The following is a 23,985-nucleotide window of genomic DNA, read 5'->3' on the forward strand; positions in this document are numbered from 1 at the left end:
TTACAATTCATGACCACAAATATAACCAAGCACCAATTTGACCTACGTAGGGATAAGAAAACTTTATTTAATAGGTTTTAATAGATGTTTCATCTTTCATGGAACTATAATGAGCCCCTTAATCGAGGCTCATTTTCTATTTAAATTCCTGATAATCAATAACAAAATGATACTTTCTTTCAAAAGCGCCATTTTGACCCATTACCAATTTTAACTATCCCAATTATCTTTTAAAAATCTGGTATTAGTACATATTGAGTCTATTTCCTTTTTAAAATTCATAAAAAACTTATCTGGAACCATAATAAGTACTCTATACAAAACATCGTTTATACTTGTCAAGTATACAATACCCGTGATTTCTTTATCTAATGATAATTTTAATTTAAAAACCTCTTTATTTTTAAGGAGCAGTTTATCAATATTAAGTATTTCTGATTTCCCTATATCTTTTAAATATTCATTTATATTTTTTTCAGAAATCGTTTTTGCATTATAGTTTAATTTATTAGACATTAAATAAACTAGATATTTTATCTTTTCTTTTTTAGTATCAATTATCTTATAAACATCTGTGTTGGATAAATCCTCTTTATCAGATTTAAATTTTTCATATGTTAATGGTTCAGGGATTTCAATACTATAAAAATCAGTTTGCAAAACACTCTGAGATATAAGGTTTAATGGAAAAATTATAATATATGTATACAATAAGAATTTCATAAAAAAAGTTTTTTAAACATATTTAAGAAAAAATTGCCGATAACAAAATACAACCAAGTAAAAAAGCTTAAAATAAATGCAACAAAAGGAATAAACAACATAATTATAATAAATCCTTTTATACCATAAACTTTTTCATCATTAAAGTTGACAGGCACTAATTCAAATAATGATAGAACTCCTATTAATAAAGCAAAAGGTGCGTATGCAAATAAGAAGTTTATAAACAACAACTTAAATAAACCTTTTGGTTTCTTACTATACTTTTCTAATATTTTCTTCATTTTAATATACTTAAAAATCCCAAGTAACTAGGTCACTAACATATTCACTAAAATAATTTAGCCCTCCTTCAACAGTTTTGGCTAAACCTTTGCCTAAATTATATAAATTTACACTTCCTGAAACTTTAGCAGGCCCTATTTTCCCTGTTGCACCAAATTCTAACACATCTTCCGGTTTTAAATTAAATGAGTCTCCTACTCCCAAGTTTACATCACCATCAAATCCTCCATTTTCTATTGAACCATCTATATTTAAATCTGTATCGGCAGATACATTGATATCAGCAACATTAAAGCTTCCCCATATATTTGCAGCAGCATCACTATCTTTAGGGCCAACCTTAATACTTCCTCTTATATCTACTACTCGTAATTTTCCGTTTACAGTTGTTTTGTCAGCACCAGGCACAACTTCTCCTGTGACCGAGATAATATTTGCTTCTCCTTTGATATCTGTACCAAAAGCCTTAATACCTCCTCCAACACCAATCTTTCCTTTTACACTTGCTTTTAATTCAAATGCGTTAGCTAAAAGGTCCATTCCTTCAGAAAGTAAATTGGCTGTTTCTTCAGATGGTGTAAAATCTCCATTACTATAAAGCTCTTGTAGTGGGGTTTCATAGTCATCTTCATCACCAGGGGGGTCATTATCATTACAACATCCAGAAGGAGACATCCCATCGTAATCAATCCAGTAGATTGGGTTGTCAAAAGCATAAGCATAAGGAGAATACCTCCTCATTTTTTCCGCTAATGGGTCAATGTTCATCCACCTGCCAAGATACGGGTCGTAGTTACGTGCCGTGACATCGTACCAGTTCAGGTCCAGTTCATCCTGGTACTCCTTGCCACCGAACTTTCTCTTAAGTGCAATGTTGGTACTTGTAACGTTGGTGTTGTATCCTTTGTGTTTCCCGCCAAAAGGATAGTAGTTATTCTCTTCCAGTATTTCTATTTTAGAATTAACTACTAATACATTGTCCAAATAAAAATAAGTAGAAGTACCGTTATCACCGGCTAACCCTTTTTCTACTTTTATCCTGATCTTAGAACCGGTAGTAACATCATAAGAACCACTAATAAACCCATTGGCATCTGATTCAATAACAGTAGTTTTAAGCTTTACATAGCTATTATCATGCTCATAAATAACCAATACCAGTTTTTCTGTAGTGGCTTTATCCAATAACAGTTGATAATTGATCTTATCTCCAACAGTTACATCATAATATTTCTCTACACCATTCCATTGGTTGGAAGCTGTTACTTTTAACTTTTGGTTCTCATTAACTAAAGTTGCCGATTGCCCCTGCCAACCACCTGTTCCGGAGTCAAAAGTATCATTGTCTAATGTAACAGAATTATTATCCTTATAACTCAACCGTATATTCCCTAAATGGTCTTTATATTGGTATACATACTCATACCCGCTGGAAGTATCAACATAACCCTCAGCGTGGTTAAAGAATTTCAAAGAACTGCCAGTACCTGTATCTTCATAAACATAGTTACCAGCATACTCGGTAGTTGTACCGGTACTAACTATTTTTTTAAGTTTAATACCATTGGCATCGTAAATATAGTGAATTGTTGCACCGGTTGCAAGATCATAAACAAATGATGGTAAATTTAAATGATTATGCATTACATAGATATTCTTATTGTAATCAAACTCCATATTACCATTAGCGTCATAGGTATAATCATCGGCACTATCGGTGGCAGCATTCACTGCATCATCCTTAAACCCGTATTGGTCCAGTGTGGCGGCATCAGCTACCTTTAACAGTTTGTTACTATTAGCCTGGTAGGAATAGGTTAAATTATCCATTTCACCATAGCTGGTAACCGTACTACCACTCATAGCCCTTACACCCTGTCTTACTAAACTGGTAATGTTGCCATTTTTATCATAAGCCACAGCACTCAGGTTATAATTACTTGAAATGTTGGTCCCACTGGTAATTCTGTTAAGGGCATCATAACTATATTTATACCATTTTAAACCGTTATCGGTATTGGCTGTTTTCCATTCGGTCTCGGAGATATTGCCATTGTACAGGGCCGTACCACTATGGTCCGTGGTGTTGTAGTTTATCTTAAAGCCAAACAGATCACTGCCCAGGTTAGATACGTCGTTTATCTGCTTTAACCAGCCTCTTACATTATAGGCATAGTTTACGGTTTGCAAGCCCTTGCTGTTATCTACTATGTTCAGGTCTTTGATTTTATCGGATGTATTGTGAATGGAGACATCCCCTAAAAGTATTCCTGAGGATGCTACGGCAGAAGTGTAAAACACCTCGCCGTTCTGTTTGTAATACACGGTTGACCCTATACGCTCTACCCTAAAGATATCACCGGCCTGGTAAGTGCCAAACTGCCCTTTGCTGGTACCGGATTCATAAACATAGATGTAGCCGTTCTCATAGTTATAAAGCGCATAATCAATGGTATTGTAACTAGCACTGGAATTATCTGAAGAAAGGCCAACCATCAACCGGCCTATCTGGGGCATCTCGTATTCCACATAACCGTCACCGGTAAAGCTTCCTTTGGTAGCCAGCCCACTGTTCCAGGTGTTGACCCCGGTTTTTGTGATCTCGTCACCTGAGACCACTATACCGGCGCTGATGTCTTTATACCCGGCTTCGGTACCATTACCCGTAAACTTGGATTCCAATTGTCCCAGCGCATCATAATTATTATGTACCACCCTTTCGGAAACCACACCGTCCACATTATTTGTCTGGGAGATCAGCCTGCCCATAGGGTCATAAGTAAAGTAGTCTATAGTTGTTATAGTACTTTGACCGGCTTTGGTATGTGTAGTAGTGGTTTTTTCTATGTTACCTGTAAAGTCAAATTCATTCTTTATTTTATTCGTAGTACTTAAGTGCTCATTAAAACTATACACATAAATAGGGTTGGATTCATCATCATAATAATTTACGGTAGTTATGATATCATCAATATATGTAGGTGCAAAACCTCCCATGTTTAAAACCTTTGTTTTAGTTCCTGTTAGCAATCCTTTTGCGTTGGTTATAGGTGTAATGCCTCCAGAGCTTTCAGGAGTACCGGAGCCTATATCAAAATCATAATCATCATAATAATTAATGATATGTATTTTTATCCGATTGCCATGACCCCCGTTAGGATAGCCTTCAAAATCGTAATAAATTGAAATTCCTTCTAAAGTTGTATTGGGAGATGATACCCTGGTCACATGATTAATATTGGTATTATTAGCGGCATCTTGAAAAGAAGTTCTAGCTGTACCAATCCCAACAGTGTAATGAGGTAAAATACCTGTATAAGCCACACGCCCCAAAGCATCATATTTAGTACAAAACCACCCTACTTCTATTAGGTGAGTAATATAGTCCTGGGTCATTATAGGCCTGTCCAGGTTATCATATACAATATATTCCCAGCCCTTTCCGGGTATTTTCTTTTCCACCAAACGGTTTCTGTCATCGTATACATATTGATAGCACAGTTCAGAGAGTTCCGTAGCATCCGGTAGGGCCGTACTTGGTTCAGCCTTTGGCGGCAATACATAGCTAAGGTTACCAAATTTGTCATAAACATAATAGGTGTCATGTGTGGCATTGGCTTCTCCCGGGTCTAAAGTGTCCCCGTCCATATTGATATCACTGGCCCCATACGTACGCTTTAAGACCACACGGCCCTGTTTGTCCTTAAACTCCTCGGTGGTATGGTTGGTACCACTGGTCCAGTTCTCGTCTTTGGTAATGCTTTTATAAAGGGCATTGGCTGCGTAGTAGCCATTATTATTAGCAGGGCTTGTATCTAAAACCAGGGTAGGGATATAGGTAATGACATTATTCTCTACATCCCTGGTTAAGCTAACCTCATAATATCGTACTTCGGTTCCCGTATTGGTCTGGTAATCGAATGCGATCTCGTTGCCGTTGCCCAATTTCCAATCCTTCCCCGGCGCGGCCTGTTTCATGACCCGGTTCAAGGGAGAGGCTTCAAATTCCTTCTGTGAAAAGGCATTAATGTCATTGAGTGCTACACCCGGGAAATCGGCCTCGTACTTAGGCGCATCATAATAAGTATTTGTGGCATTTAGGGCATCTATTCTATAACTGCCCCCGGTTGTTGTGGCACTATAAGGTAAATACTCCTTATCCTGCCTGCCGTAGGCATCATAACCTATATGGGTAATAATATCTTCATTACTACCACCGGCTCTTAAACTAACATTTTGCATTGGCCTGCCTAGTCCGTCAAAATAGGTAACGGTTTCTATTTTTTGATCGTTGGTTACGCTACCGGTGGTTGTTTCCGTCCTATAGATCGTGTTCTTAACGTAATTCTCGGTTGCGGTCTGTCCAAACATTAAAGATATGGAACAAATAGCTATAAGGGTTATTAGTATTTTTTTCATGATGATATCTTTAATTTATGGTTTGTAATTATACGCGCTCTCACTTACAATGTGACCATCCGGATCTATGACCTTTATGAGCCTGTTGAATTCATCATATTCATAACAAGTGATATAGCCCCTGGGGTCTGTAACACTTGTAACCCCAACTAACGGATTGTAAGTATAGGTAGTTACCAAAGCATCAGGCAGAGAGTTTCTTAAAGCATTTAAGTCTGTTCGAAGATTTTTTTCATCACAATTGCCGGCGTCCAGACAGGTATCATCATCCAAATCAGATTTTGATTGTAAATTAGATACCTGGCCAGATACCTGGGCATAGGTAGCATTTTCGATTTTGGCAATAGGGTACTGTTCATTATAGCCCCAAATGTAGACTATAGTGGTCCCATCGGTCTTTTTTAACTCTTTTATATGACCGTTATCGTAATAGCTCACAAATTGCACCCTATCCTTCAGGGTATTATCTTCTAAGGCCGTTTGAATATATTCGGGCAATAAGATATCCGTATCGGACGGAAGGCCTAAGTCTGAATCCCAATCCTTGTAATTGGTACGTTGTCTGTTTAAAAGTTCATTGGCATCTGCAATCTCATCCTGGTTGGCATCTTCATAGGTTTCTGTTTGTACGACCTCTGCCTTATGATGTAATGATTTAAGCTTATCAATAGCACCTTTTTCCGCGGTGGTTAAATCATCGGCACCTAAGGCGCTGACGGTATCCACATCATCAGGGTAATAGTTTTTTGTAATTATTGGTTTGGAATTGCTGGTAATTGTTTTAGAACTATTAAGCTGATAATGATTTGTATAATCATAAAAGTATTGTGTTTCTGAAATAACAGGCTGTGCATTATAATACGATGTTTCTTTTGAGGAATATAAATGTTGGGTGCCTCCTGTAAGGTTATAAACTTTATAATCGTTGTGATCCCAGGATGTAGGGTCTAAAAGATCTTCACCTCTGGTAAAAATTATTAGGGGCCTGTGAAATTTTAAATTATTTTTTAAATAGTGCAAGGCTCCAATTTGAGGGGGTAAAGGTGGATCGGTAAGATTGAAAACCCCCAGAACATTAGCATATTTATAAATATTCTCGGTTTTACTTATAAGCTCATAGCCGCTTGGGGTTTTTTTATAACTTTTAGATGTTAGGAGCTTACCGCGCATCCACTCATTATCCATAGGTATGGTATATGGAAATTCATAAAACGTGCCGTAATCGGGTATTGCCGTAAATGTATATTCTGTTTTCCCTCCTTCTCCTGAGGTATTACCATCAATATATTCGGTAACATGACCATAGCCTACATGATTCCCTTGTTCATAGGTTAGTGGGCTTCCCGGGCGTGAACCATAGGGGTCTATGACCCATGGCCCGCCAGTACCTAAGGGTTCCTGTACAAAGTAAAAACTAGGTAGCGAATAAAGCAACCCACTTGTGGCGCCCAAATCATCCAAATATTCATAGGAACGTTCTATAGTACCATTGTCATTACTGTTTAAAATAGCCTTTTTTATGCGATTCCCTCCACTATAAACAGCTACAGATTCGTCTAAAGATTCCCTCCATGACAGGTTAACGGCAAAACTATTTACAAAATCGTTAGGATCATCAATGCCTCCTTTTTGCTTCACTACAATTTTATAATCTCCGGGGGGAGGTGCTATTATCTTTGTATCTCCCATAAAGATTAACGTAGAGTAACTGGCACTCACGCCTTGTATAGTAACACTATACCTACAACTGGTTAACTGCTCTGTGGCGCTGCAGGTACCAAAATCTCCCATGAATTGAACAACGGCCCGCATGTAGCCGGCTATTGTATTATCAATAGTAAAAGGTAATTCATAGGTTCTGTTACCCACATAATGTGCCGGGCCCTTGATCATACCTGCACTTTTTGAAGTGGTAGGGTTTATGCCTTTATAGTATAAATCTTTAAAATAACTGGGAACTGTTGCCTTATTCGCTTCAAATTCAAATTCCCTGACACCTCCTGTTGGTAAGTTAATCTTATTTAATAAACCTGTCTGTGCCTTTAAAGTATCTACACGACGGTCTACAATATTGCCATTTTCATGGTCAAAAAATGTCAAAAAATCGCCGTTAGCAGCTCCATTGTAATAGCCCCATGTATCCTGGCTATTGGAAAACCTGTGTGGCAAACTTGCCTTGTTAATATATTCAAAACTGTAAAATGGCTCGGTACCACCGCCTGATCCAATTTTTTCTATATTATCCAGAAACAATCTTTTTGTAGCTTTAGGATCATCGGATAATATAAACGGATTTACATTAGTAGGGCTTAGGTCATTACTGTAACTATAGTTAAAACGATATTTGGAAATCAAAAGATTGTTTAGGTCTCTTACCTCTATTTCTTTAAGGCTATATCCATTATCGATATCTTCACGTTCTACGGTATCCTTTGTGAAGACAATTTTACCTTTATTAAAAGTGATCTCTTTTATTTTGTATTCCTTAGATCTAATATCGGAAAAGAAGGATGTTGTAATATCTTCCGTAGGATCCATAGGGTTGCTGGTAAGTTCCCTTTTGTCATATGACCGCCTGTAAAAATCTGTAGTTTCCAGTTCATAGCTAAAGGTCACACTGTTTCCGTTGGGGCTTTCTATGGCCAACAATTGCCAGCTATTATATGTAGAGGGCACTACCGGGCTACCTAAATCCTGCAAGCCATTATCAACATTATAGGCATATGATCGTGTGGTTTCGTCTTTATTGGCAATGACTAAACCTCCATTATATTGGCCAAAATGAAATTTAAAACCTTCTGCATTTGTAATCACCCATGATAATATTCTTTGATAGTTAATGGGGTTATCATATAGGGGTTCTATCTTTAAATCTTCAAATTCCTGAACAACTGGCTGTTTTGTTTTCTGATCAAAAATAAATTTCCCTGAATATCCGGGAAAACTAAACATAAACTGGTCCGGAACTAAATCGGCAATACGGTTTATATCATCCTGATAAACGCTAATTCTAGTAGATTCATTGGTTTCAAAAGTATCATAATAATTTTGAGTTAAATAGCCTTTGGAGTCACCTCCCAATAAATCATCATTTTTCCCTCTGGCTTGTCTCGAGATCACCCCTCCATAATTTAAGGTCCATCCTATCCCGACTCTGGAGGCAATTTCTTCCACTTTTATACCTCTGGCATGGTAGGAAAGACCGATAGGTATTTTTAATCCATCCAGATCTATAGTATAAAAGGGTACATTGATAGTAGGTAAGCCTGAATAATGCGATACAGGGATTTCAATAAATTTTGAAAGCGATGTAGCCTCAGGGCTTGGTGGAACTATTTCAGGTAATTCTTGCCCCCATAGTGTTTGCAGGGCAAAAACCATAAAAACGAGCGGTAACAAACGTGATTTCATAATATAGCTTTTACAGAATTTTTAACTGTGTAAAGCTATCACTTAGCAATGAATTACCGTGAGGGATTTCCATTAGAAAAAGTAAGGGAAAAAATAGGTAGTACGAAATTTTTACTTACAAAAACTAAGGACTTTCCCTCACGATTATTGATTTTATTTTAATATATTAAGCCGGTTTATAAATAAACCAATAAGGACACCGGTTATAGAGGCTATCCGTTTAGGGTAGTCTCTTTTTATTTTGACAAAACCAATATATGTAGTATTTGTCCCTTATAAGGGTTCATAATGCCTTTTATATTCCTTCCTATAGGTTCGCTAGTGCTCGTTTGTAATGAGTACCACAATGTCTTATCAATTTAACTAAGCCTTACGAACAAAAGCTACCCTATTTTAAAGTGGTTTTTGTTTATAAATAGCACCCGATACGGTCGGGCACTGGCGGGATATTTGAATCCCATATGAGAACAAAAAAAAAGCGCAACTAAATTTAGTTGCGCTTTTTATACTTCTAGCTTCTGTCTTCGAACTTTAGATCCTTCGACTTCGCTCAGGATAAGTGATTCACACAATAAATACTGAAATTAGTTCAGTATTGGTTCTCTACTTACTTTACTTCTTCAAAGTCCACGTCTTCAACGTCGCTTCCTTCACTCGCATCACCTGCCGCACCGGCATCCGGTCCCGGTTGGGCACCACCGGCTTGTTGTGCTTCGGCTTGTGCTTTGTACATTTCCTCGCTGGCTACTTTCCACGCTTCGTTGATTTTCTCTAAAGCAGGCTCAATAACAGCTATATCTTTCGTTTCATAAGCTTTTTTCAATTCATCTAAAGCATCCTGAATCGGTTGTTTCTTGTCATCAGATAACTTATCACCAAATTCCTCTAATTGTTTTTCGGTCTGGAAGATCATAGAATCCGCTTCGTTCAATTTCTTAGCTTCCTCAGCAGCTTTAGCATCCGCTTCCGCATTGGCTTCCGCATCTGCTTTCATTTTTTCAATTTCCTCCTCTGTTAATCCTGAAGAAGCTTCAATTCTAATATCCTGGGATTTTCCGGTAGCTTTATCTTCAGCAGATACTTTAATGATACCATTGGCATCAATATCAAAGGTTACTTCAATTTGAGGCGTTCCACGTCTTGCCGGAGGAATACCGTCTAAGTGGAAACGTCCAATGGTTTTATTATCTGCAGCCATGGGTCTTTCACCCTGTAATACATGAATTTCCACTGAAGGCTGATTATCAGCCGCTGTAGAGAATATCTGCGATTTCTTAGAAGGAATGGTAGTATTCGCTTCAATTAACTTGGTGAATACGTTACCCATAGTTTCAATTCCTAATGATAACGGCGTTACGTCAAGTAACAGGACATCTTTTACATCTCCTGTTAATACACCACCCTGGATACCGGCACCTAAGGATACTACTTCATCCGGATTCACACCTTTACTCGGCGCTTTTCCAAAGAATTTTTCAACAGCTTCCTGTACGGCCGGGATACGTGTGGAACCTCCTACTAAAATCACTTCATCAATATCACTTTTGCTTAAGCCGGCAGCTTTTAAAGCAGCCGCACAAGGTTCAATGGTACGTTTTACCAAATCGTCAATTAACTGCTCAAATTTAGAACGTGTTAATGTACGAACTAAGTGTTTTGGACCACTGGCCGTAGCCGTGATATAAGGTAAATTGATCTCTGTTTGTGTAGAAGATGACAACTCGATCTTAGCTTTTTCAGCAGCTTCTTTTAAACGTTGAAGCGACATTGGATCTTCTCTAAGATCCATACCTTCTTCAGACTTAAACTCGTCTGCTAACCAGTTAATGATCTTTTCATCTACGTCGTCACCACCTAAGTGTGTATCACCATCGGTAGATAATACTTCAAATACACCATCACCTAATTCCAGGATAGATACATCATGTGTACCACCACCAAAATCAAATACCACTATTTTTTGGTCTTGTCCTTTTTTATCTAAACCATAAGCCAATGCCGCAGCCGTAGGCTCATTAATAATACGCTCTACTTTTAAACCTGCAATTTCACCGGCTTCTTTAGTAGCCTGACGTTGCGAATCGTTAAAGTAAGCAGGCACTGTAATTACAGCTCTGCTAACATCCTGTCCCAAGTAATCCTCGGCAGTTTTCTTCATTTTTTGAAGGATCATGGCCGATAATTCCTGTGGTGTGTATAATCTACCGTCAATGTCAACTCTGGGGGTGTCATTATCACCCTTTACTACTTTATATGGTACACGTTCTGCTTCGTTCTTAGACTCAGAATATTTATTCCCCATAAAACGTTTAATAGAATAAACGGTTTTAGTAGGATTTGTTACCGCTTGTCTTTTTGCAGGATCACCAACTTTAATCTCACCGCCTTCAACAAATGCGATCACCGAAGGCGTGGTACGCTTTCCTTCAGCATTTGGGATTACAACAGGATCGTTACCCTCCATCACTGAAACGCAAGAGTTGGTTGTTCCTAAATCTATTCCAATAATTTTACTCATAATATGTTTTCTTAATTGTGTTGAATGTTCTTTTTTAAACTCGGTTTGTATTAGTCAATCTTTATGCCAATACAAAAATGCTGACACAGTGTCATATTCCAGTCTCAGTACACAGTAGCAGTAGACAGTATCTCATGAATTCGATAAGAATTGATATACTTCCTGTCACTTCAAGTGTCACGCTAAAGGCGTGATGTACTTCGATACTTCGACTAAGCTCAACAAAACTATTGAGAAGTTGGGCGTTCCCCAACATTTCGACTCCGCTCAATGACTACGGGTCGGGCTTGGAGTTTATCCTGAGCGCAGCCGAAGGGCTATATCTTTTTTGGGTGTCATTGCGAAGGTAATTTCTAATTACCTGTGGCAATCTCCTAACTGGAGAGAGATTACTTCGTCCTGCCTCCTCGTAATGACGCACTTTTGTTATTTCAAAAAAGGATACCACTGCAATCCCTAACGCACCGGTTCGCAGCACTAATCCTATCACCCTATTTATTCACTAAAACCTTGTGTCTTTGTGCCTTTGCGAGGGAATTCAGTAGGCAGTCGCAGTATTCAGTAGGCAGTCAGGATTCCTCATTTTGTAATTTGAAATCAAGACGGAGGACCAATGACCGAAGACGGAAGTCCGGATTTGTTTTTTGGAATTTGAGATTTAAGATACTCTAGTGTCTTTGCACCTTCATGAGAAATAAAAGTCAAACTCGAAACTTCAAACTATAAACTTTGAATTTTGGACTTTGAACTCAAAGAAGAACCATCTATATTTGCGAAACTATAACGTTTTCGTAAATGGAATGTATCTCGGTTTTCGACATGCTTAAAATTGGCATCGGCCCTTCAAGTTCACATACCCTTGGGCCATGGCGCGCAGCTGAATGTTTTATAAAAGAATTAAAAGATTCCAATGATTTTAACAACGTTCAAAAGGTCACTGTGGGCCTCTATGGCTCCCTGTCTTTAACCGGTAAAGGGCATGCTACAGATTATGCCATTATTTTAGGGCTGTCAGGGGCTGATCCGGAAACAATTCCTGTAGAAACCATTTCAAAGAAGATTGAAGCTGTAAAATCAACCGGCACATTGTATTTTAATAATGAAAAGGCTGTTGATTTTGACTTCGAAACCGCAATCACATTCCATAAGAACTTCCTGCCCTTTCATGCCAACGGGTTAACCTTTACGGCGTTTACCCAATCTGATAAGATAACTTCCACCTTTTATTCTATTGGCGGCGGATTTGTTATAAAAGAAGACTCAGATAATGCTCAAAAGAATTTTGAAATAAAATGCACCTTCCCCTATCCTATTGAAAAAGGCACTGAACTTTTACAATATTGTCAAACTTTGGATAAATCCATTTCAGAAGTGGTTTTGGAAAATGAAAAATCTATCCGTTCTGAAACGGACATTGATACCGAATTAAAACGTATCTGGGATGTCATGCTGGAATGCATGTACACAGGTTGTCATACCGAAGGCACACTCCCAGGCGGGTTAAATGTAAGACGACGTGCTTTTGACATGCATCAAAAACTAAAAGGTACTTCGCCTTATTCTAATCCTGTGGAATGGATCTACGCCATTAGAGATACCGAAGTTAAATTCAGGCAGATCATTAAATGGGTCAGCTGTTTTGCCTTAGCCGTTAATGAAGTGAATGCCTCCTTAGGACGTGTAGTTACTGCACCTACTAATGGTAGTGCCGGGGTTATTCCAGCTGTACTTATGTACTACCTGGTGATTGAAAACCACGATGGTAACTTTGAAGACATCAAACAATTTTTACTGGTAGCCGGAGAAATAGGCAGCATCTTTAAAAAAGGAGCTACAATAAGTGCTGCTATGGGTGGTTGTCAGGCAGAAATCGGCGTATCATCCGCTATGGCGGCAGGCGCCCTATGTGAACTTTTGGGAGGCACACCGGAGCAAGTATTGATCGCCGCAGAAATTGCTATGGAACACCATTTAGGTTTAACCTGTGATCCTATTGGGGGTTTGGTACAGGTCCCCTGTATAGAACGCAATGCCATGGGTGCCATAAAAGCTATTAATGCAGCTGAATTAGCTTTAGACACCGATCCTGAAAACACCCAGGTACCCTTAGACAAGGTAGTGGCCACCATGTGGGAAACCGCTAAAGACATGAACACCAAATACAAAGAAACCAGCGAAGGGGGCTTAGCGGTGGGCGTTAACCTGACGGATTGCTAAATTTAAAATTATTCCTAAATGAAATTTTTCGATTCGAATGGTCTTCTGTCATTCCTGTGAAAACAGGAATCCATAAAATAGTTCTCGATACAATCTTCTGTGGAAAATCACTCGAACTGACCCTAGTTTTCTATTTATTCATTATTTGACTTTGCACGAAAAATTAGCGAACTTCGTCTAACGTTGGATATAAACAATCTATATTCATAAGATCATTATGCAACATTTCAATTATCGAATAATTAAAACTTCATGAACGCTTTTAAGACCTTGTTTAAAACCAAATATGCATTAAGCGAGCCGGCCTTTAATATACTTCATTCAGAGATGACTGAAGTAAACAGGAAGAAGGGTGATTTTTTAATTAAAGAAGGAGAAGCCCATGATTTTGTATACTTTATAAAAGAAGGCGCTTTAAGAAGTTATTACATTAACAAGGACGGAAAGGATGTAACACTTTGGTTTGGTTTTGAGTGCGATATAGCAGCTTCTTTGAGCAATTTCATAGAATCAAAACCATCCCTTGAGAATTTGGTGTTTTTAGAAGATTCAACACTCTTAAAAATTAAACGGTCGACACTTTTGAATCTTTTCAATTCAAACTTAGAGCTATCCATTTTTGGTAGAAAGCTTGCGGAAATAGCGCTTTTAGAGATGGAACAACAGATTTTGTCCATTCATTTTACAGATGCGAAAAGCAGGTATTTAACACTAATTGAAAAATTTCCACATATCTTACAAAGGGTCAACCTGGGGCATATAGCGTCTTATTTGGGTATCACACAAGTAACTTTAAGCCGTATCAGGGCTAATAATTGATGTGAGTTTGATTTAAATTTCAACAGAAGAACTATTGACTATAAAATTGAAAACAACGATTTGTCATATCGACAGAGCTCTTTTGAGAGCGACGAGATATCTCATCATGATGAGATTCCTCCTCGTACCTCGTTCGGAATGACATAGCTACTATTAAAAAAACCCACATAAACAATTAACTGTCAATACATAACATATCGAACTCGCACTAATTAATTTTTTAACATAGGTAAAAAGAAAGCTTCCTATACCTCTATAATTTTGCCATGAAAAACAAAAATGAGGATGCATTATGAAATGGCTTTACCTAATACTGGCAGGTTTATTCGAAATCGGGTTTACCACCTCAATGAAATTTTCAGAGGGTTTTACTAAATGGCAGGGAATCGTAGGGTTCTTCATATTCGGAGGATTAAGTTTCTGGCTACTTTTAAAATCCATGCAAAGTATTGAAATGGGTACTGCTTATGCAGTGTGGGCCGGTATTGGCGCTAGCGGAACTGTACTAATGGGAGCTATATTATTTAATGACTCTATAAGCTGGACAAAACTCCTGTTTTTATTCCTCATCATTGTCGGTATAATCGGCATCAAATTAAGTGCATAAGTAAACAATTAAAATATATAAAAATGAAAAGCATAACAATCATTGGAGCAACCGGCCAACTAGGGTTGCCAGTTACAAAAGAACTTAATAAAAAAGGCGTAAAAGTTAAAGCTGTAGTAAGGGATGTCGATAATGCCAAGACACTTTTGCCAGAGGGAGTAGAAATTGTCTATGGTGATGTGGCTGATAAAAATAGCTTAAAAGAAGCATTAATTGATACAGATACTATTTATTTAAGCTTGAACACTACAAATTGGGATGAAGAAGCACCTTTTCACACGGAAAGAGAAGGTATCATTAATATCATTGAGGTAAGTAGAGAACTAGGCGTCAACCATATTATTCAAATATTAGGTATTGATTCATCAAATCCTGAATTTGCTGTAAAGGGGCTGGAGTACAAAACAAACCGAATTAGGAAGCCTGCCATGGACTACATGAAAGCATCAGGTATCAATTACACCTATCTGCATTGCTCATTCTTTTTAGATTCCTTCCCTGTATTTATACAAGGAAATGAGTTTAGCATCATTGGAAACCACCAATATCCAATGTACTACACAAATACCATTGATTTAGCGGAAAACATCTACAATACCATTGGTAATAGTGATACCTACAACAAATCTTTTACTATTCAAGGGAAAGAAGGCATGAGCTTTCCGGATGCTGCCAGAATATTCTTAAGCGAATTCAACGCAGAGGTTCAGGTAAAAGAATATCCAATAGAAATAATTCATCAATTAGGACTACCAAGTGTTGAAGAAGAGCAGTTTATGGAACAACTGCTAACCTATGTAGAACAGTTAAAAGAAGAACAAATATCAGAAAGCACCTGGAAGGTATTAGGCGAACCACAATTGTCAATAAAACAGTTTGCAAAAACTTTGGTCTCTTAAATAAAATAAATGATGGTCAGCAATTATAGATAATAGATGGATTTGTCACTCTGAACTAGTTTCAGAGTCTCTTCTTTATATCTGTTTTATAGTTTATTGAGATGCTGAAACAAGTTCAGCATGACAAGAATTTTATTTTTATGTCACTTTACGAATATTCAATAAAATAATTAAAACTTAGCATATGAACAATAATAAAATAGTAACAGCATTTTTGATTTTAGCAGGCCTCACAGGACTTTTTGTCGGTGGCGGCTTGCTCTTTTTCCCTGCTCAATTGCAGGCAGACAACGGGATTATACTTTCCTGCGCAAGTCATTTTAGTGAAGCAAGAGCGCCTGGAGCAGCTATTCTTTCTGCGTCTGTTTTTATCTTTTTTTCAGTATTTCGAACAAATTGGAGAAAAAGTGCTATTGGACTGGCTGCACTGTTTTTTCTTTCGTATGGAACAGGACGATTACTAAGTCTGATCTTAGATGGAAAACCGGCAGATGGATTATTCTATGCCATGATAGGAGAATTAATTATAGGTATTATAGCACTTATATTTCTTAAAAAAGTAAAAAACAGTTAATTTACTTTACAAGAGGCCCGCCTCCTGGTATCAATCATATAAATAATTTCCCAGGCATCACCATTTTTAAATAGCTGAAACGAGTTTACACCACAATGGTGAAATTCATCATTATACCAGAACTCATAAGGCGTCCAGACGTTAGCCATGTTACCATCAATCTGAATGTTATACGATAACAGGCGTTCTTCCCATTTTTGATCTACAGTCCTGGTAGCGATAGCCTTTAAAACGTTTCCGGGCGAATCATCTACCAATATATCTTTTCCTTCCTTATTTCTGAAAGCGGTTTGCATGATGACCTTATCACTCATAACAGATCGCATCAGCACCGTATCGCCTTTATGAAAGCCTTCAAAGAACGTATCAATAGTGGCTTTAGCCTTTTGTTCTTCCTCACTTTGACCAAATACTGCCGACGTGATCAACACAATTAAATAGAAAATGACTCGCTGCATAACTTTTAGTTTTAAACTAAAATAGGCCAACATACCCAAAAAGGGTTATCAATAAACAAAAGTTTAACTTTTTATTTTATTACTTTTACATGCTATTTCTAAACTAATAAGAGATGTCTACAGCCAAAAAAGAATATAAGCGCGTAACCGTTAAATCATTGGTGGATATGAAAGCCTCCGATGAAAAAATATCCATGCTAACCGCCTATGATTATACCATGGCAAAAATTGTGGATGGTGCCGGTGTAGATGTGATTTTAGTTGGGGATTCGGCCAGTAATGTGATGGCCGGCCATGAAACCACTTTACCTATCACATTAGATCAGATGATCTATCATGCTTCGTCTGTTATCAGGGCCATTGACAGGGCTTTGGTTGTGGTGGACCTCCCGTTTGGAAGTTACCAAAGTGATCCGAAAGAAGCGCTTCGATCGGCTATCAGGATCATGAAAGAAAGTGGTGCCCACTCCGTAAAGCTTGAAGGCGGGAAGGAAGTGAAAGACTCTATCAAACGGATTTTAAATGCCGGGATTCCGGTGATGGGGCACTTAGGGTTAACTCCGCAATCCATATACAAATTCGGAACCTATACGGTTCGTGCCAGGGAAGAGGAAGAAGCAGAGCGCTTAATTCAGGATGCTAAAATGTTAGAGCGCATTGGTTGTTTTGCCATTGTACTTGAAAAAATTCCTGCGGCTTTAGCTAAAGAAGTAGCCGACAGCGTCAAGATCCCGATCATTGGGATTGGTGCAGGTCCGCATGTTGACGGACAAGTATTGGTATTACATGATATGCTGGGCATGACCCATGAATTCAATCCGCGTTTTTTACGCAGGTACCTCAATTTATATGAAGACATGACCAATGCCATGAGACAATATGTTACCGATGTAAAAAGTGCTGATTTCCCTAATGAAAGCGAACAATACTAAATAGTTGACAGTCGTAGTCACAGTTAACGGTGGCTGAGGTTCTCGAAGCCGAAGTGCCCTCATAGTTACCTTTTATAAGTTTTGACTAAAAAAATATTATCAAATAAAAACAACCTTCAAATCTTACATGAGGATAATCATCTCATCATTGTTAACAAACGGGCCGGAGATATAGTACAGGGAGACAAAACCGGTGACAAACCGCTTAGCGATATTGTAAAAGCCTATATCAAAGACAAATACAACAAGCCCGGCAATGTATTTTTAGGCACCGTTCACAGGCTTGACAGGCCAACAACCGGTATTGTAGTATTTGCCAAAACAAGTAAGGCCCTGACCCGATTGAACAAATTATTTCTTACCAAAGCCATTCAAAAAACCTATTGGGCCGTTGTTAAAAATGCCCCTCCAAAGCAAGAAGATACCCTCATTCACTGGCTTAAAAAGAATCCTAAGAACAACAAGTCTTATGCCCATTTAAAGGAAGTTCAGGGCAGTAAAAAGGCCGTACTTCACTATAAAACCCTAAAAAAACTGGATCATTATGTTTTACTGGAAATCAATCTGGAGACGGGTAGGCACCATCAGATCCGATCGCAATTATCCGTTATAGGTTGCGTGATTAAAGGCGATCTAAAATACGGTGCGGACCGGAGCAATAAAGATGCCGGTATTCACCTGCATGCCAGGCAAATTCAGTTTGTACATCCGGTTTCCAAAGAGCAGATTAACGTTATGGCTCCTCCACCGAAAGACCCGGTTTGGGACGCTTGTATATAGTCCATAAGTTTGATATTTTTAATGGCTCCTCCCTTTTTTTAAAGGGAGGTGAATCCTGATAATAATCGGGATTCGGAGGGTTAAACAAATCTTGGCTTTCTTCCAGTTTCTTTTTGGAAACTGAAATTCATTCTCCTCTTAAACTTAAGAGGAGAGCCAAAAACAGAAATACTATTACGGTGTTTTTAAAATTTATATTAATCATTAGACCGTTTAAAAGACTCTGGTCAAAGTACCAAAGTGACAGTGAAGTACAATCGGGAACTATTTAATATATTTATAAAAAAAACTTTGAACAGCATTCCGGACATACTTTCAGCCCAGCGCACCTTTTTCAAATCTCAAAAAACCAAAGCCATTGCTTACAGGCTGCAATTATTAAAGGCTTTAAAGGCAGAAATTATTTCCAGGGAACAGGCTATTTACGATGCTTTAAAAAAGGACTTCAGAAAACCGGAATTTGAAAGTTATTTAAGTGAGTTCGGGTTGGTGCTTTCAGAGTTGAACCTGGTCATTAAGAACCTTAAAAAATGGGCAAAGCCGAAGCGCGTTAAAGCTTCCATACTTACCTATCCTTCCAAAGATTATATTTATAAAGAACCTTATGGCAATGTATTGATCATTGGCCCCTGGAATTACCCGTTCCTGCTAACCATTGAACCTGTGATCATGGCCATTGCCGCCGGAAACACCGTCGTCCTAAAACCTAGCGAACTAACAGAAAACACCTCGAAACTGGTTTCTGAAATAATAAACACGGTATTCCCAAAAGAGGTGGCGACTTCTGTTCAGGGTGCTGTTGATGTGGCTACGGAATTACTGGCCCAAAAATGGGATTATATCTTTTTTACAGGTAGTGTTCCCGTAGGTAAAATTGTGGCTAAAGCCGCCGCCAAGCATTTAACACCGGTAACTTTGGAGCTTGGGGGTAAATCGCCCTGTATCATTGATGATACGGTTGATCTGAAATTAGCAGCCCGACGCATCGTTTGGGGTAAATTTCTCAACGGCGGACAAACCTGTATTGCTGCAGACTACCTTATAGTCAAAGACACTATAAAAGCCCCCCTTTTGGACATGCTGAAAAAGGAAATTACCCGGGCTTACGGTAACGATCCTAAGGCATCTGTTGATTTCCCTAGGATCATTAATAAACGAAACACGGAACGTTTGGCAAAAGCCCTTGAAGGTGCGGACATTATATTTGGAGGGGACATAGATATGGAAGATCGTTACATAGCCCCTACTTTAGTCAATGAACCGGCTTTGGATAGCGCCTTGATGTCTGATGAGATTTTTGGTCCCATACTGCCTATTCTCAGTTATGATACGGAAGAAGCTATTGAAAATATCATCCGGAACTTTGAAAAGCCTCTGGCGTTTTACGTGTTCTCAAACAATACCTCCTTTGTTGAAAACACCATCAAGAAGTTTGAATTTGGAGGTGGTGTGGTCAACGACCTATTGATCCATTTCGGGAATCACCGTTTACCTTTTGGAGGCGTTGGTGCCAGTGGCATGGGTGCCTATCACGGCAAATTGGGGTTTGACACTTTTTCGCATGACAAAGCCATTGTAAAGCGTGGCAACTGGACCGATCCGCCGGTGCGCTATGCGCCTTATAAGGATAAGCTGAGCCTTATGAAGAAGATGTTTAAATGGTTTGGGTAAACTGTCATTCTGAACGGCATACCATGGCGTGAAGAATCTATTGTAAATTATATCTATGAGATACTTCGCTTTGCTCAGTATGACAACAAATAACACTAAGTATTTTATGTAAGCGGGTAATGTATCACCATTTCAACTTCCGTCCTCCGTCTTCGGTCATCGGTCTTGAATCCTCTCGCTAAGACGCAAAGGCACCAAGGCATCTCAAATACCAAATTTCAAATTTCAAGTCGTGGTGTTGTGACTGCCCACTGAACACTGCGACTGCCTACTGAATTCCCTCGCAAAGACGCCAAGCCATCTCAAAACCCAAATCCCAAAAAACAAATTCCAACCTTAGTTTCCAGCTTCTGTCATCGGTCCTCTGTCACCGGTCTTCTGTCTTCCGTCTTCTGTCTTTTGTCTTTGTTCTTAAATGTATAAAACAAACACTAGCCAAACGGGTAATGTATCACCATTTCAACCCCTTTACCGGCTTCTGTTCTTAGCTGTAGGTCGGCATGAATTAAAGCGGCCCGGCTGTTCATATTTAAAAGCCCTGCGCCTTTTTCTACGGTAGCCATATCAAAGCCTTTACCATCGTCTTTGGCCGTGATCACAATGTGCTCCGGTTGATAATCTAACGTAACACTAAGGTTTTCCGCTTCGGAATATTTTACCGAATTAGATAAAAACTCCTGGATAATTCTAAATAAAATGATCTCGTGCTTTCTATTGGTAAAAGGCCGCTTCTCACCTATCTTCTGAAGGGTTGCCGAGGCAAACTTCATTTTCTTTAAACGCTCCAGCTCGTTGGAAACCGACTTTTCAAAACCAATATTCAATACGACTTCGTTGTTCAAAGTCCTGGAAAGTGACCGTACTTCTTTTAAACTTTCTTGTAAAGCCTCGGAGGTATCCTTGAATTTTTCTTTGATATCATCAGGTGCCCCCATTTTTAAAATGCTTAACTGCATACTGGCAAACGATAGTAACTGCCCCACATTATCGTGCAATTCCCAGCCAATATTTTTTAGGGTTTGTTCCTGGGTTTCGGTTTGGGCCTGGGCAATTTCTTCTTCAAAATCCTGCTCCTGCTTTATTTTGTCAAGTAACAGTTTGTTCTTGCGCTTTAAAAACACCACAAAAAATACAATAACCAGGGTGGTGATAATTACTAAAACAGCAATCATATACACCAACAAATAGCGTTCAGACGCTGTACTGGCTAATCGTTCTCCGGTTTGCACCATATTAAAGCAAAGGTAAAAGTTAAATACATAACAATGTTAGCAAATAAATAGATCTGCCACTTCAAAAAAATAAAATTCCAATCCATTTCAGAATGGTAAATATCATAAAACACCAATGGTGTTATAATCAGCCACCAAATAAAAATAGCAGCACTAATGTAAAAATTAAGAGATTTATAAAATGATAATATTCTATCACTTTGTAAAACTTCAACAAAATAAAAAACAGTACATAAGAAAATGATGATTGCCCCTAAAACATCTAATACTGGAAAAAAACGTATAAAATAGTCATCCCAATTGTAGAGTATATAAATAACAGAAAATGTTAAAAATAAATAACCACTATATAGAATGACTCGCTTAAATTTTTTTTTAGCTAAAACTCTATAGTAATAGAAAGCGAAAAATAGAATAGCTCCGATTTTCCAAAACAATGTGGACCACCAAAAATTTCTAACTAGTCTAGTGCCTTCCAAAAAACTCAGAAAGCTATCCTCTATATAATGTACATAGCTTCCCAAAAAATCACATAAAGCTAAGTATACCAAAAACCAGATAAAAAATTTAGCAGCTGTTAAGCTATACTTTTTATAAAGTATTAAACCGATAATAGCTGCTAAAATTTCTACACTAAACGTGATGTTATTGTAGTATTCTAATAAGAAATCATTCATTAACTTTATTGTGGATAGCCACCTTGTCCGCCTGTACCATTATTCATCGGTAAACAGTCATGACAATTCCCACCACCTTCTTGCACAGCGATATTAAATAAACCCATACTAGCCTTTTGTGTAGAACTAATCGTAGGCACTATAAACATAGTAGTCAAACCCCTTTTATTTTGTTCGGTATTTTCTCCATAGACTCCTAAATACATACGAAGCCCATTCATACTATAACCAAGACTGTCAGTTTGATGTCTTGAAAAGGCAATGTAATCTTCTATATCCTTTATAGACCACCAGGCCCATCTGTAATCTTCTTTTCCTACCCTGCTTTCTGTGATAGAATCAATAATCGATTTTCTTAATTGTGTCCAATTGTCATTTAAAGCCGTAGCTTCTGCCACAGAAATAACGCCTTTTGGTTTAATAACTTTTACTGTTTCGGTTGAGGCATCATCACCTGCTTGCCTTGGGCAAAAGAAGTAAGTTGCCAATGCCCCAATAATAATCCCCAAAATGAGAGGTCGTAAATTTTTCATACTTTAATCTTTGATTGGTTAATAATAGTTTCTTTAAAAATAGTAAAAAGATTTAATTCCCTGTAAGAATTAGTGAAAATTACCTAGCCGGGAAATCCTAACATATTCCCCATGCCAACAGTAAACAACCAGCACCCGTAAACAGCATGTTCTATGGAAACCAATAAGGTAGATTGGGTTTTCTTATACGTGATTGCAAATAATAAACCACCTAAAAACGTCAGTACGATCACCAGGGCATTTTTAAAGAATATATGCCCCAAAGAAAAAATAACGGCATTTAAAAAGAGGAACAGGGTCTCATTCCTTAACAGATCCCGGTAACGTTGAAAAAAGAAGGTACGGTAGATCAACTCTTGCGGATATACTGACAGAAACGTATATATAAACAAAATAATAACCCATAGTTTAGGCTTGTTAAGCAATACATTAAAAAGAGCGGCTTTGTCCGTCACCCATACAAAAAGCGTGGTAATGGCTACTATGATTAGAAGTTTCAACACGGTGGCCTTCCAAAAGCGCTTCCAATCCAGGTTTGGTGCTATTTTAAACTTAAGCTTTTCTACTTTAAGCAAGACGTAAATAACGTAAACAAACCCTATAAGCCCGATCATACCTTTTATCCGAAACGAATAGTTTATAGTAAAGCTAACAGGCACTAAAACAAAAATGATAAAAAACTCAAGGCCTTTATAAATAGTAGTCTTCATGGTTACATAGTTATAGCCGTAGTGTGTTTAACTTCATTAATAACAAACATACTGTGTGTACTGCCAATATGATTGATGGTTGTTAACTTTTTTACCATGAATTCTCTAAATGCTGCCATATCTTTTACCAAAACTTTTAGGAGGTAGTCGTAATCACCACTTAAATGATAACACTCCAGCACCTCATTTAATTTAGCCACTTCCCTTTCAAAACTAAAGACATAGTCCTGGCTATGCTGAATCAGTTTGACATGACAAAATACGATAAAGTTCTTTTGCACTTTATCCTTATTGACCAGGGCTATATAACCGTCAATAAAACCTTCTTTTTCCAGTTTTTTTATGCGTTCGTAAACCGCTGTAACTGACAAGTTTAACTTATTGGAAAGTTCTTTATTGGTCTGTTTACTGTCCTGTTGCAAATACCCTAAAAGCTTTTTATCGGTGGCATCAAAAACCATAATTGAAAAATTTTCATAAATATACAGATAATTGATTGAGTTTTATATTTTTTTTCTAA

Annotated in this window: 19 protein-coding genes; 8 read left to right on the plus strand and 11 right to left on the minus strand. The window is 38.0% G+C overall.

Translation table 11 applies throughout. The annotated features are described in order from the left end of the window. Nucleotides 1-210: 210 nt before the first annotated feature. The 5 genes from Q0983_RS20530 to dnaK all read right to left on the minus strand — a co-directional run bounded on the left by Q0983_RS20530 (nucleotide 211) and on the right by dnaK (nucleotide 11,407). Nucleotides 211-723: a hypothetical protein gene (locus Q0983_RS20530; protein ID WP_299557142.1), complete on the minus strand. Its 513-nt coding sequence runs from the start codon at nucleotides 721-723 to the stop codon at nucleotides 211-213. Then, nucleotides 720-1,007 carry a hypothetical protein gene (locus Q0983_RS20535; RefSeq protein ID WP_299557143.1) on the minus strand — a complete coding sequence of 96 codons (288 nt, stop codon included), beginning with the start codon at nucleotides 1,005-1,007 and terminating at the stop codon, nucleotides 720-722. Before Q0983_RS20535 ends, Q0983_RS20530 begins: the two co-directional genes overlap by 4 nt. 10 nt (nucleotides 1,008-1,017) lie before the next feature. Continuing rightward, nucleotides 1,018-5,427: a DUF6443 domain-containing protein gene (locus Q0983_RS20540; RefSeq protein WP_299557144.1), complete on the minus strand. Its 4,410-nt coding sequence runs from the start codon at nucleotides 5,425-5,427 to the stop codon at nucleotides 1,018-1,020. Between the two features lie 15 nt (nucleotides 5,428-5,442). Continuing rightward, nucleotides 5,443-8,838 (minus strand): RHS repeat domain-containing protein, encoded by a 3,396-nt coding sequence (locus Q0983_RS20545; protein WP_299557145.1) that lies wholly within the window; start codon nucleotides 8,836-8,838, stop codon nucleotides 5,443-5,445. 607 nt (nucleotides 8,839-9,445) lie between these two features. Beyond that, on the minus strand, nucleotides 9,446-11,407 hold the full coding sequence (gene dnaK, locus Q0983_RS20550) for a molecular chaperone DnaK (RefSeq protein ID WP_299557490.1): 1,962 nt from the start codon (nucleotides 11,405-11,407) through the stop codon (nucleotides 9,446-9,448). 744 nt (nucleotides 11,408-12,151) lie between these two features. Here dnaK and Q0983_RS20555 point away from each other — a divergent pair. The 5 genes from Q0983_RS20555 to Q0983_RS20575 all read left to right on the plus strand — a co-directional run bounded on the left by Q0983_RS20555 (nucleotide 12,152) and on the right by Q0983_RS20575 (nucleotide 16,472). Continuing rightward, entirely contained in the window at nucleotides 12,152-13,573 is a 1,422-nt protein-coding gene (locus tag Q0983_RS20555; RefSeq protein ID WP_299557147.1) for an L-serine ammonia-lyase, read from the plus strand. A gap of 252 nt (nucleotides 13,574-13,825) precedes the next feature. Continuing rightward, nucleotides 13,826-14,392 carry a Crp/Fnr family transcriptional regulator gene (locus Q0983_RS20560; RefSeq protein ID WP_299557149.1) on the plus strand — a complete coding sequence of 189 codons (567 nt, stop codon included), beginning with the start codon at nucleotides 13,826-13,828 and terminating at the stop codon, nucleotides 14,390-14,392. A gap of 292 nt (nucleotides 14,393-14,684) precedes the next feature. Beyond that, nucleotides 14,685-14,999 (plus strand): multidrug efflux SMR transporter, encoded by a 315-nt coding sequence (locus Q0983_RS20565; protein ID WP_299557155.1) that lies wholly within the window; start codon nucleotides 14,685-14,687, stop codon nucleotides 14,997-14,999. A gap of 23 nt (nucleotides 15,000-15,022) precedes the next feature. Next, nucleotides 15,023-15,898: an NAD(P)H-binding protein gene (locus Q0983_RS20570; protein ID WP_299557156.1), complete on the plus strand. Its 876-nt coding sequence runs from the start codon at nucleotides 15,023-15,025 to the stop codon at nucleotides 15,896-15,898. A 184-nt stretch (nucleotides 15,899-16,082) separates the two neighbouring features. Next, nucleotides 16,083-16,472 (plus strand): DUF4345 domain-containing protein, encoded by a 390-nt coding sequence (locus Q0983_RS20575; protein WP_299557157.1) that lies wholly within the window; start codon nucleotides 16,083-16,085, stop codon nucleotides 16,470-16,472. Here the strand turns inward: Q0983_RS20575 and Q0983_RS20580 are convergent. After that, complete coding sequence (locus Q0983_RS20580) at nucleotides 16,469-16,930, minus strand: nuclear transport factor 2 family protein (RefSeq protein ID WP_299557158.1); 462 nt, start codon at nucleotides 16,928-16,930, stop codon at nucleotides 16,469-16,471. The genes Q0983_RS20575 and Q0983_RS20580 overlap by 4 nt on opposite strands. Before the next feature lie 113 nt (nucleotides 16,931-17,043). Here Q0983_RS20580 and panB point away from each other — a divergent pair, with 113 nt between their 5' ends. The 3 genes from panB (at nucleotide 17,044) to Q0983_RS20595 (ending at nucleotide 20,313) form a co-directional block, all read left to right on the plus strand. Beyond that, nucleotides 17,044-17,862, plus strand: a complete 819-nt coding sequence (gene panB / locus Q0983_RS20585) for a 3-methyl-2-oxobutanoate hydroxymethyltransferase (protein WP_299557159.1) — start codon at nucleotides 17,044-17,046, stop codon at nucleotides 17,860-17,862. An 81-nt stretch (nucleotides 17,863-17,943) separates the two neighbouring features. Further along, the gene (locus Q0983_RS20590) at nucleotides 17,944-18,642 is read left to right on the plus strand and encodes an RluA family pseudouridine synthase (RefSeq protein ID WP_299557160.1); all 699 of its coding nucleotides are present in this window, start codon (nucleotides 17,944-17,946) and stop codon (nucleotides 18,640-18,642) included. 246 nt (nucleotides 18,643-18,888) lie between these two features. Continuing rightward, complete coding sequence (locus tag Q0983_RS20595) at nucleotides 18,889-20,313, plus strand: aldehyde dehydrogenase (RefSeq protein ID WP_366141039.1); 1,425 nt, start codon at nucleotides 18,889-18,891, stop codon at nucleotides 20,311-20,313. A 431-nt stretch (nucleotides 20,314-20,744) separates the two neighbouring features. On the opposite strand, the gene Q0983_RS20600 is transcribed toward Q0983_RS20595, so the two are convergent. The 5 genes from Q0983_RS20600 to Q0983_RS20620 form a co-directional block, all read right to left on the minus strand. After that, complete coding sequence (locus Q0983_RS20600; RefSeq protein ID WP_299557161.1) at nucleotides 20,745-21,545, minus strand: histidine kinase; 801 nt, start codon at nucleotides 21,543-21,545, stop codon at nucleotides 20,745-20,747. Continuing rightward, the gene (locus Q0983_RS20605) at nucleotides 21,521-22,222 is read right to left on the minus strand and encodes a hypothetical protein (RefSeq protein ID WP_299557163.1); all 702 of its coding nucleotides are present in this window, start codon (nucleotides 22,220-22,222) and stop codon (nucleotides 21,521-21,523) included. The genes Q0983_RS20600 and Q0983_RS20605 overlap by 25 nt, the downstream gene beginning before the upstream one ends. A 5-nt stretch (nucleotides 22,223-22,227) precedes the next feature. Continuing rightward, entirely contained in the window at nucleotides 22,228-22,755 is a 528-nt protein-coding gene (locus Q0983_RS20610) for a hypothetical protein (RefSeq protein WP_299557165.1), read from the minus strand. 83 nt (nucleotides 22,756-22,838) lie between these two features. Next, nucleotides 22,839-23,465 (minus strand): CPBP family intramembrane glutamic endopeptidase, encoded by a 627-nt coding sequence (locus Q0983_RS20615; RefSeq protein WP_299557167.1) that lies wholly within the window; start codon nucleotides 23,463-23,465, stop codon nucleotides 22,839-22,841. Between the two features lie 2 nt (nucleotides 23,466-23,467). Next, entirely contained in the window at nucleotides 23,468-23,926 is a 459-nt protein-coding gene (locus Q0983_RS20620) for an Lrp/AsnC family transcriptional regulator (protein WP_299557169.1), read from the minus strand. Nucleotides 23,927-23,985: the final 59 nt, after the last annotated feature.

It is taken from the genome of Seonamhaeicola sp. (genome assembly GCF_028281565.1).
Lineage (GTDB): Bacteria > Bacteroidota > Bacteroidia > Flavobacteriales > Flavobacteriaceae > Seonamhaeicola.

Bases quoted from the DNA above. Each gene is read 5' to 3' on its own strand.
- Q0983_RS20565 (WP_299557155.1), top strand. From the start codon at position 14,685: ATGAAATGGCTTTACCTAATACTGGCAGGTTTATTCGAAATCGGGTTT.
- Q0983_RS20575 (WP_299557157.1), top strand. From the start codon at position 16,083: ATGAACAATAATAAAATAGTAACAGCATTTTTGATTTTAGCAGGCCTC.
- Q0983_RS20620 (WP_299557169.1), bottom strand. From the start codon at position 23,926: ATGGTTTTTGATGCCACCGATAAAAAGCTTTTAGGGTATTTGCAACAG.
- panB (WP_299557159.1), top strand. From the start codon at position 17,044: ATGTCTACAGCCAAAAAAGAATATAAGCGCGTAACCGTTAAATCATTG.
- Q0983_RS20610 (WP_299557165.1), bottom strand. From the start codon at position 22,755: ATGAAAAATTTACGACCTCTCATTTTGGGGATTATTATTGGGGCATTG.
- Q0983_RS20605 (WP_299557163.1), bottom strand. From the start codon at position 22,222: ATGAATGATTTCTTATTAGAATACTACAATAACATCACGTTTAGTGTA.
- Q0983_RS20535 (WP_299557143.1), bottom strand. From the start codon at position 1,007: ATGAAGAAAATATTAGAAAAGTATAGTAAGAAACCAAAAGGTTTATTT.
- Q0983_RS20560 (WP_299557149.1), top strand. From the start codon at position 13,826: ATGAACGCTTTTAAGACCTTGTTTAAAACCAAATATGCATTAAGCGAG.
- Q0983_RS20580 (WP_299557158.1), bottom strand. From the start codon at position 16,930: ATGCAGCGAGTCATTTTCTATTTAATTGTGTTGATCACGTCGGCAGTA.
- Q0983_RS20545 (WP_299557145.1), bottom strand. From the start codon at position 8,838: ATGAAATCACGTTTGTTACCGCTCGTTTTTATGGTTTTTGCCCTGCAA.
- Q0983_RS20600 (WP_299557161.1), bottom strand. From the start codon at position 21,545: ATGGTGCAAACCGGAGAACGATTAGCCAGTACAGCGTCTGAACGCTAT.
- Q0983_RS20540 (WP_299557144.1), bottom strand. From the start codon at position 5,427: ATGAAAAAAATACTAATAACCCTTATAGCTATTTGTTCCATATCTTTA.
- Q0983_RS20570 (WP_299557156.1), top strand. From the start codon at position 15,023: ATGAAAAGCATAACAATCATTGGAGCAACCGGCCAACTAGGGTTGCCA.
- Q0983_RS20615 (WP_299557167.1), bottom strand. From the start codon at position 23,465: ATGAAGACTACTATTTATAAAGGCCTTGAGTTTTTTATCATTTTTGTT.
- Q0983_RS20555 (WP_299557147.1), top strand. From the start codon at position 12,152: ATGGAATGTATCTCGGTTTTCGACATGCTTAAAATTGGCATCGGCCCT.
- Q0983_RS20530 (WP_299557142.1), bottom strand. From the start codon at position 723: ATGAAATTCTTATTGTATACATATATTATAATTTTTCCATTAAACCTT.